The organism is Actinomadura montaniterrae, assembly GCF_008923365.1.
Lineage (GTDB): Bacteria > Actinomycetota > Actinomycetes > Streptosporangiales > Streptosporangiaceae > Spirillospora > Spirillospora montaniterrae.
Window position 1 is genome coordinate 1 of record NZ_WBMR01000296.1, and the last position, 9,313, is coordinate 9,313.

The 9,313-nt window shown below is 73.3% G+C and carries 8 protein-coding genes; 2 read left to right on the top strand and 6 right to left on the bottom strand.

All coding sequences use genetic code 11. From position 1 onward, the window contains the following. Positions 1-233: 233 nt before the first annotated feature. The 3 genes from F9B16_RS45965 to F9B16_RS45975 all read right to left on the bottom strand — a co-directional run bounded on the left by F9B16_RS45965 (position 234) and on the right by F9B16_RS45975 (position 4,400). Positions 234-686: a Rieske (2Fe-2S) protein gene (locus tag F9B16_RS45965; RefSeq protein WP_151546578.1), complete on the bottom strand. Its 453-nt coding sequence runs from the start codon at positions 684-686 to the stop codon at positions 234-236. Positions 687-793: 107 nt separating this feature from the next. After that, positions 794-3,631, bottom strand: a complete 2,838-nt coding sequence (gene uvrA, locus F9B16_RS45970) for an excinuclease ABC subunit UvrA (protein ID WP_151546579.1) — start codon at positions 3,629-3,631, stop codon at positions 794-796. A 208-nt stretch (positions 3,632-3,839) separates the two neighbouring features. Beyond that, the gene (locus tag F9B16_RS45975) at positions 3,840-4,400 is read right to left on the bottom strand and encodes a TetR/AcrR family transcriptional regulator (protein WP_151546580.1); all 561 of its coding nucleotides are present in this window, start codon (positions 4,398-4,400) and stop codon (positions 3,840-3,842) included. An 88-nt stretch (positions 4,401-4,488) separates the two neighbouring features. Here F9B16_RS45975 and F9B16_RS45980 point away from each other — a divergent pair, with 88 nt between their 5' ends. Continuing rightward, on the top strand, positions 4,489-4,896 hold the full coding sequence (locus F9B16_RS45980; RefSeq protein ID WP_151546581.1) for a nuclear transport factor 2 family protein: 408 nt from the start codon (positions 4,489-4,491) through the stop codon (positions 4,894-4,896). Positions 4,897-4,909: 13 nt separating this feature from the next. Here F9B16_RS45980 and F9B16_RS45985 read toward each other — a convergent pair whose 3' ends face one another. Continuing rightward, positions 4,910-5,704 carry an MBL fold metallo-hydrolase gene (locus F9B16_RS45985; protein ID WP_151546582.1) on the bottom strand — a complete coding sequence of 265 codons (795 nt, stop codon included), beginning with the start codon at positions 5,702-5,704 and terminating at the stop codon, positions 4,910-4,912. 128 nt (positions 5,705-5,832) lie between these two features. On the opposite strand from F9B16_RS45985, the gene F9B16_RS45990 reads away from it, so the two are divergent. Further along, complete coding sequence (locus tag F9B16_RS45990) at positions 5,833-6,594, top strand: maleylpyruvate isomerase family mycothiol-dependent enzyme (protein ID WP_151546583.1); 762 nt, start codon at positions 5,833-5,835, stop codon at positions 6,592-6,594. Positions 6,595-6,610: 16 nt separating this feature from the next. On the opposite strand, the gene F9B16_RS45995 is transcribed toward F9B16_RS45990, so the two are convergent. After that, positions 6,611-7,318 carry a Crp/Fnr family transcriptional regulator gene (locus F9B16_RS45995; protein ID WP_192809331.1) on the bottom strand — a complete coding sequence of 236 codons (708 nt, stop codon included), beginning with the start codon at positions 7,316-7,318 and terminating at the stop codon, positions 6,611-6,613. Positions 7,319-7,424: 106 nt separating this feature from the next. Next, on the bottom strand, positions 7,425-9,313 hold a 1,889-nt coding region (locus tag F9B16_RS46000), incomplete at its 5' end, for a tetratricopeptide repeat protein (protein ID WP_225992537.1).

The window sequence follows — 9,313 nt, forward strand, 5'->3', positions numbered from 1 at the left end:
GCCCGCCGGCGCCGCGCCCTCGCCCGCCGGGGCCGCCGGCGGCTCCACGGCCGCGGGCTCGGCCCGCTCGTCGGTCGCGTCCGCCCGCGTCTCGGACTGCTGTGGCATCGTCTCGCCCTCCGCTGAACTCGGTTCCCGATCTCCCTGCGTCACCAGGGAGTACGGAGCGGGAGCGGCGTCGGTTCAAATCCGAACCAAAAACGGTGATCTCCGGGGGCCCGGCGGGCGGGCGATCAGCTGATGACGATGCCGCCGTTCTTCACCTGCACGGGGTACTCCTTCAGCGGCCGCGACGCCGGGCCGTGCGCGACGGAACCATCGGTGATCTTGAATTCGCTGCCGTGGCAGGGGCACTTGATCACGCCGCCGGCCACCTTGTTCACCAGGCAGCCCTGGTGCGTGCAGATCGCGGTGAACGCCTTGAACGCGCCCTGCTGCGGCTGCGTCACGACCACCTTGGTGTCGGCGAAGGTCTTGCCGCCGCCCACCGGGATGTCGGCCGCCTTCGCGACCTCCTTGCCGCTGAGGTCCTTCGGCTCCTTGTTCTGGTTCGTCGCGCAGCCCGCGGCGAGGAGCGCGGCGCCGGCGGCGCCCGCGCCGTACAGCACGGTCCGGCGGGCGAGTCCCCCTGTCCCGGCGGACTCCGCGTCGTCGTGCGGGGCTCCGGGCGTCACTTCGTTGGTCATGCCCCCATGATCCTGGACGGCGTGCCGCGTCCCGCACCGACCCACCGGCGCGGCCGAACCCGGGGCCGGGCCGCCGGAGCGCTCGGCCCCGGCGGGAAGGCCCGGGGTCAGCCGAGGATCTTGGCGAGGAACTGGCCGGTGTGGCTGCCCTCGACCTTCGCCACGTCCTCCGGGGTGCCGGTGGCGACGACGGTGCCGCCGCGCGACCCGCCTTCCGGGCCCATGTCGACGATCCAGTCCGCGGTCTTGATCACGTCCAGGTTGTGCTCGATCACGATCACCGTGTTGCCCTTGTCGACCAGGCCGTTCAGCACGCCGAGGAGCTTGCGGATGTCCTCGAAGTGCAGGCCGGTGGTCGGCTCGTCCAGCACGTAGATCGTCCGGCCGGTGGAGCGCTTCTGCAGCTCGGCGGCCAGCTTGACGCGCTGCGCCTCGCCGCCCGACAGCGTCGGCGCGGGCTGGCCCAGCCGGACGTAGCCGAGGCCGACGTCGTTCAGCGTCTTCAGGTGCCGGTGGATCGCCTTGATCGGCTCGAAGAACTCGGTGGCCTGCTCGATCGGCATGTCGAGCACCTCGGAGATCGTCTTGCCCTTGTAGTGGACCTCGAGCGTCTCGCGGTTGTAGCGGGCGCCGTGGCACACCTCGCACGGGACGTAGACGTCCGGCAGGAAGTTCATCTCGATCTTGATGGTGCCGTCGCCGGAGCAGTTCTCGCAGCGGCCCCCCTTGACGTTGAAGGAGAACCGGCCCGGCTGGTAGCCGCGCACCTTCGCCTCGGTGGTCTGCGCGAACAGCTTGCGGATGTGGTCGAACACGCCGGTGTAGGTCGCCGGGTTGGAGCGCGGCGTCCGCCCGATCGGCGACTGGTCGACGTGCACGACCTTGTCGAGCTGGTCGACGCCGTTGACCCGCTTGTGCTTGCCGGGGACGGTCTTCGCCCCGTTCAGCTGCTTGGCCAGCGAGTTGTACAGGATGTCGTTGACCAGCGTCGACTTGCCGGACCCGGACACCCCCGTCACCGCCGTCAGCACGCCGAGCGGGAACGCCACGTCCACGTTGCGCAGGTTGTTCTGCTGCGCGCCCTTCACCGTGACCTCGCGGCCCCGGGTGCGCGGCCGGCGGATCTCCGGCACCTCGATCGACCGGCGGCCCGACAGGTACGCGCCCGTCAGCGAGCGCTCGGACTTCAGCAGCTCGTCGACCGTGCCGGACACCACGATCTCGCCGCCGTGCTCGCCGGCGCGCGGGCCGATGTCGACCACCCAGTCAGCCGCGGCGATGGTGTCCTCGTCGTGCTCGACGACGATCAGGGTGTTGCCCATGTCGCGGAGCCGGATCAGCGTCTCCAGCAGCCGGTGGTTGTCGCGCTGGTGCAGGCCGATCGACGGCTCGTCCAGCACGTACAGCACGCCGACCAGGCCGGACCCGATCTGCGTCGCGAGCCGGATGCGCTGCGCCTCGCCGCCCGCGAGCGTCGCGGACGCGCGGTCGAGCGTGAGGTAGTCGAGCCCGACGTCCAGCAGGAACCCGAGCCGGGCGTTGATCTCCTTCAGCACCCGCTCGGCGATGTGCTTCTCGCGCTCGTTCAGCTCCATCGCCAGCAGGAACTTCGCGGCCTCGCCGATCGGCATGGCCGCGACCTCGGCGATCGACATCCCGCCCATGGTGACCGCCAGCACGACCGGCTTCAGCCGGGCGCCCTCGCAGGTCGGGCACGGGATCTCGCGCATGTAGCCCTCGAACCGCTCCCGGCTGGAGTCGCTCTCGGACTCGGCGTGCCGCCGCTGGATGTAGGGGATCACGCCCTCGTAGGCGGTGTAGTACGAGCGCGTCCGGCCGTACCGGTTCTTGTACCGGACGTGGACCTGCGTCTCGTGCCCGTTGAGGATCGCCTTGCGGGCCTTGGCGGGCAGCTTGTCCCACGGGGTGTTCAGGTCGAAGCCCATGGCGTCGCCCAGCGCGGACAGCAGGCGCAGGAAGTAGTCGCTCACGTGCCCGCCCGACCACGGCTGGATCGCGCCCTCGCCGAGCGTCAGCTCCCCGTCGGGGATGACCAGCTCGGGGTCGACCTCCATGCGGGTGCCGAGACCGGTGCAGTCGGGGCAGGCGCCGTAGGGCGAGTTGAACGAGAACGACCGCGGCTCCAGCTCCTCGAACGACAGGTCGTCGTACGGGCAGTACAGGTGCTCGGAGTACATCCGGGTGCGGTTCTCGTCGTCCTCGGGGAGGTCGACGAAGTCGAGGACGATCGTCCCGCCCGCGAGGCCGAGCGCGGTCTCCACCGAGTCGGCGAGCCGCTGCCGCGCGGTGTCCTTCACCGAGAGCCGGTCGACCACGACGGAGATGTCGTGCTTCTCCTGCTTCTTCAGCTTCGGCGGCTCGTCCAGCCGGATCATCGCGCCGTCGACCAGCGCCCGCGAGTAGCCCTTGGACTGCAGCTCGCGGAACAGCTCGAGGTACTCGCCCTTGCGGCCGCGGATGACCGGCGCCAGCACCTGGAACCGCGTCCCGGCCTCCAGTTCCAGCACCCGGTCGACGATCTGCTGCGGCGCCTGCCGGCTGATCGGGCGGCCGCATTCGGGGCAGTGCGGGTGCCCGATCCGGGCGTAGAGCAGCCGCAGGTAGTCGTAGACCTCGGTGATCGTCCCGACCGTCGACCGGGGGTTCTTGCTGGTCGACTTCTGGTCGATCGACACCGCCGGGGACAGGCCCTCGATGAAGTCGACGTCGGGCTTGTCCATCTGCCCTAGGAACTGCCGGGCGTACGCCGAGAGCGACTCGACGTACCGGCGCTGCCCCTCGGCGAAGATCGTGTCGAACGCCAGGCTGGACTTCCCGGACCCCGACAGACCGGTGAACACGATCATGGCGTCCCGCGGCAGGTCGAGCGAGACGTCCTTCAGGTTGTGCTCGCGTGCTCCACGCACGATGAGTCGGTCATGCACGGCGTACTTCCGGTTCCTCTTCTGGGCGCGGTGATGGGGAGAGACGGGCGCTCTCCAGGCTAGCCAGGGGGTCCGACAGAATCCCCCGAGTCATTAACAGCGGCGGTCGCCGCCGCATTTCGTGCCGCGCCCCGCCCGTCCCCGGACGGTCCCGGCGGCACTCTGGCACCGTACACGTGTTCGAACGCCCCCCGCCACCGCAACCCGCCTACCGGGGCCGGAGGGCGTCCTTGACCAGGGCGACCGTGCGGCGCCGCAGGTCATCGGACCAGCCGCCGGCGACGGCGCCGTGGCCGGTGGCGGCGACGAGGGCCATGACCTCGTCGAGGCGGGCGTCGGCGCGGACCGTCCCGGCGCGCTGCCCGGCCTCCAGGAGGGCGCCGAAGGCGCCGGCGAGCGCCATGATCTGGTCACCGGGCTCGATCTCGGTGCCCTCCTCGGCGAGCAGGCCGACGACGGGCCCGATGTTCGCGGAGCTGTCGACGAGGAACGTGACGTAGTCGTAGAAGGCGGTGCCGGGATCGCCGCCGGCGGCGAGGGCCGCGGCGCGGTCGATGAGCCGCTGCCGGAGCTCCTTCATGATCGCCGCGAGCAGGTCGCGCTTGGTCGGGAAGTGCCGGAAGACGGTGCCGATGGCCACGCCCGCGCGGGCGGCGACCTCCTCGGTGGAGGCGGCGGCGCCGTGCTCGGTGAACACCTCCTCGGCGGCGGCGAGGATGCGGGCGCGGTTGCGCCGGGCGTCGGCGCGCAGGGGCTTGTCCGGGGTCATCCGTCCGTCCGTTGACAAGATGAGTCGTGACTCATATTTTGCAAGGTGAGTTCCCACTCATGTTAGTCCGCTCCGAAGGGGATGCCGCATGCCCGACCAGACACCGCGCGAGCTGTTCGCGCGCTTCCAGCACAACGTCCTCGCGGGCGAGGGCGGGTTCGACGAGGAGATGCTCGCCGAGGACGTCGAGATCGAGATGCCGTTCGCGCCGGCGGGCCACGCCCGCCGGATCGAGGGCCGCGCGGCCGTCGCGGCCCTGGTCCGGCAGGGCCGCGAGGCGCTGCCCATCGCCTTCGAGGAGTTCCGGGACGTCGTGATCCACGAGACCGCCGACCCCGAGGTGATCGTCGCAGAGTACGCGATCGTGGCGTCGGCGCCGGGCGGCCGGCGGGCGTCGGCCGCCTTCGCCGTCGTCCTGCGGGCCCGGGACGGGCGCATCGTGCACTGGCGCGAGTACCAGGACCGCGCGGCGATCACCGAGGCGCTCGCCGGGTGACCCGCCGCGCGGCCTACTCGTCGTCCAGCGCGAACGACAGGTAGCGGTCCGCCGAGCGGCGCACGGCGTCCTTGCCGTCGGTGTAGACGATCTTCCGCCACCAGGCGCCGTAGACGCGGTCGAACTCGTAGGGCTCCAGCAGCCGCAGCGCCCGCCGGACCGTCCGGGGCCGCTCGGGGATGTAGTTCGGGTAGCTGTACATGAAGCTGACCCAGTCCCGGTCGTTGACGACCTGGAGGATGTCGCCGGAGAACAGCGCGCGGGCGTCCCGCCAGTGCAGCACCTGGCCGCCGTCGAAGTGGACGCCCGCGTTGATCAGCGTGAGGCCGTCGGCCAGCTCGAAGGTGTCGCCCTCCCAGAAGACGACCGACGCGTCGGGGCGGGCCACCCAGCGGCGGTCCGCCTCGTGGATGTAGACGGGCGCGTCGAACGCGTGCGCCCACTCGATCATCGTGCCGTAGTAGTGCGGGTGGCTGATCGCGATCGCGCTCACGCCGCCCATGTCGTCGACCTCGCGGATCAGCTGGTCGTCGATGTGGGTGACCATGTCCCACAGGACGTTGCCGGTGGGGGCGCGCAGCAGCAGCGCCCGCTGGCCGATGGCGATGGACGGCTCGGTGCCGATGCCGACGACGTCCAGGCCTTCCTCCTCGACGCGGCCGCGGTGGCCGACGGCGCGCAGCTCCTCCAGGCTCGTCCAGCGCTGGCCCTCCCAGCCGACGTACTGCCGCTCGTCCTCGCAGATGGGGCAGTCGGGGCGCGGCTCGCCGTACTGGACGCCGCAGGTGGCGCAGATGGGGTATTCCATGATCCACATTGTGGTACCGGAACGGCACCGGAGTGAGCAGAAACGCGCGGCCGGGCGCAGCGGGCCGCCTGGTGCGGGCGCGGTGGCTGCGTCAAGATGAAGCCTCCGACGGAGACGGGGGTGCCGACATGGGGGACGCGGTGGAGACCTGGCGGCTGGCGATCGGCGAGGCGGACGCGGGCGCGGAGCGGGTGGCGGAGCGCGTCGCCAGGCTCACCGAGCACGAGCTGCGGGCGCCGTCGGCGCTGCCGGGCTGGACCCGCGGGCACGTCGCGACGCACATCGCCCGCAACGCGGACTCGCTGTGGAACCTGCTGGAGTGGGCACGGACCGGCACGATGATCCCGCAGTATCCGAGCCTGGAGAGCCGCGTCGCCGACATCGAGGCGGGCGCGGGCCGCAGCGCCCGAGAGCTGGCCGACGACGTGCGGGCCACGGCGGCGCGGTTCGCCGAGCAGGTCCGGACGATGCCGGACGAGGCGTGGAACGCTCCCGTCGCGGCGATGGCGGGCTGGAAGCACCCGGCCTGGTACACGGTGCTGCGCCGCTGGCACGAGGTGGAGGCGCACCACGCCGACCTCGCCGCCGGGTACGGGCCCGCCGACTGGCCCGAGCCGTACGTGCGGTGGGCGCTGACCAGCACGCTCACCGACCTCGCCGCGCTGCCAGCGGAGCAGTGGGGCGAGCTGGCCGGGTACCGGATCACCGCGACCGACTCGGGCGAGTCCGCCGGCCTCGGCTGGACGGCGGGCGGGCCGGAGGCGTCCGGGTCGGGGAGGGCGCTGCTCGGCTGGCTGAGCGGCCGCTCGGACGGCGCGGGCGTGACGCTGCGCCCCGACGGGCCGGTGCCCGTCCCGCCGCCGTGGCCGCACCGGCCATCCGGGTTCTGACCGCGCCGGGCTCCCGCTAACCCGGGTCGTCCCCGCCCGCCAGGAGGCGCAGCACGGCCACCGAGCGGACGGTGATCGTGCCGCGCGCGACGGTCACGCCGCCGCGCAGCGGGTCGGAGGCGAGGAGCTGCGCGACCTTGCGGCGGCCCATCCCCGCCCAGCGGCCGAGGTCCTGCTGGGAGACCGGCACCTCGATCCGGACCGCGTCGTCCGGCGCGGCGACGCCGTCGGCGCGCTCCTCCTTCAGCGGCGTCCCGAACCGGGCGGCCAGCCGCAGCAGCCGACTCGCGAGCCGCCGCTCGGCCTCGTCGGGGAAGTGCGCCATGCGCAGCTCGTTGGCGTCGCGGAGCCGCTCGGCGACGACCGCGGCGACGGCCCACGCAGACCCGGGGTGCGCGTCCAGCACGCCGCGGAACCGGTCGGCGGGCAGCACCAGCGCCTCGACGCGGGTGAGCGCCTCGACGCTGGCGTGCCGGACGCCGCCGTCGGCCGCCTCCAGCTCGCCGACGAGGTCGCCGGGCCCGAGGACGTCGAGGATCGCGATCTCGCCGTCCCGGTCCGCCCACACCTTGACCGCGCCGGTGCGCAGCACGAAGACCTGCGACGCGCGGGTGTGCTCGCGCGTCAGGAAGGCCCCGGGCCGGATCACGGCGGGGGCGCCGGTGCGGCGCAGCGCCTCCCGCGCCGCCGCCGGCAGCGCGTCCCAGAACGGTGCGGATGCCATCTCGCCTCCTCGCGGAACCGGGCGGGGCTCCCCGCCGCGAGGCCTCGCCTCACGGGGCGCCCGTGTCCAGTGAACGCGGCGGCACGCCGATGGACCGCGTAGTTCGTCACATGTCAAGCGACCTGTCCGAGGCGAGCCACTTGTCCAGCGCCACGATCCGCCGGGCGCAGTCCGCCGCGCCGGCCTCGTCGCCGAGCGCCCGCCGCGACTGCGCCTGCAGCTCGAGCGCGGCCCGCCGGCCACCATGATCGTCCATGTCGCGGCGGATCGCGATCTCGGCCTCGAAATGCTCGCAGGCGTCCGCGTGCTCGCCGAGCAGCCGGCACGCGCGGGCCATGGCGTGCAGCGCGTACGCCTGCTCGCGGGCGTCGCCGACCTCGGTGGCGGCCCGCAGCGCCCGCGCCCCGGTGGCGCGGGCCTCGGCGGCCCGGCCGAGGTCCAGGTGGATGGCGGCGAGGTGGACCAGGGCGGTCGCCTCGCTGTGCCGGTCGCCGACCTCGCCGAGGACGCGCAGCGCCTCCAGCTCCATCTCCAGCGCCTCCTCGGGGCGCCCGCTGCGGCGCAGGACGGCGGCGAAGGTGTCCATGCCGACGCCCATGCCGTACCAGTCGCCACCGGCCCGCCTGATCCGCAGCGCCTGCGCGGCGGCGCGCTCGGCGTCCTCGGGCAGGCCGAGCCTCAGGTAGGTGCGGGCGAGGCTGCCGAGGGTCCCGGCCAGGCCGCTCTGCGCGCCGAGCCCGTGCCACAGGTCGAGCGCCTCCAGGCCGAGGACGAACGCCTCCTGGGGGCGGCCGAGGCGGCGCATGACCACCGACAGGTGCTCCAGGTCGTGCGCCTCGCCGTGCTGGTCGCCGATCTCGCGGCGGATCTCCAGGGCGCGCAGCAGGTGCTCGCGGGCCTCGCGGTAGCGGCCGAGCCGCCAGTGGACGATGCCGATCTGCGCGACGGTCTCGGCTTCGCCGTGCCGGTCGCCGGTGTCGCGGTGCAGGCGCAGCGCCTGCCCGCAGTAGGTGAACGCCTCCGGGTACCGGGCGGCGTCGCACATCAGCATGCCCAGGGTGGTCAGCGCGCGCGCCTCCCCGTGACGGGCGCCCAACGCCTGGTAGGTGCGCAGTGCTTGTTCGGCGTCCCGCAGCGCCATCTCGCGCAGTCCCAGCGCGGCGTTCATCCGGGCCAGTTCGGTGAGCGCCTGGGCCGCGCCGTGCCCGTCCGCCATGTCCTGGCGGATGTAGAGCGCCTCCAGCGCGTGCGAGACCGCCTCGTGGACGTTCCCGAGGCGGCGGTGCACCTGCGCGAGCGTCAGCAGCGTCTCCGCGACCCCGGGCTGGTCGCCGATCCGGCGGCGCACCTTCAGCGCCTCCCCCGCGTGGTCGAGCGCGATCTCGTAGTCGCCGAGCCCGAGCCGGGCGCGGGCGAGCGTGTCGTGGTCCTTCGCGAGGCCGCCGCGGTCGTCCATCCCGCGGTGGATGTCGAGCGACCGGCGCGCGTGCTCGATCGCGGTGAGGTAGCGGCCGAGTCCCACGTGCACGTCGGCGAGCGTGGCGAGCGCGGCTGCCTCGCCGTACCGGTCGGGCGGCTCGACGGTCCGGAACGCGCGCCGCGCGTCCTCCCCGTACCCGATCGCCTGGACGGAGCCGCCCGCCTCGAAGTGCGCCACCGCCAGGTTGTGCAGCATGACGGCGGCGGCGGCCCAGTCCTCCTCCGTGCGGGCGGCGTGCAGGCCCGCCTGGTGGACGGCGATGTTGTCCTCGCTGTAGCGGCGGAACTCCTGGAAGTCGAACAGCGCGTCCGCCAGCTCCCAGCAGGTGCGGTGCAGGCCGAGGCGGGCCGCCTGGTGCACGGCGGCGACCAGGTTGCGCCGCTCGGCCTCGAACCACGCGAGCGCCACCGCCCGCTCAGCCCCCACCGCCGCGCGGGTCGCCGTGGCCTGGCCCGGCCGTGCGGACGGGCGCCCCCGCGCCCCGTCCGCTCCCCTGCCGCGCCGGACGGCGGGAC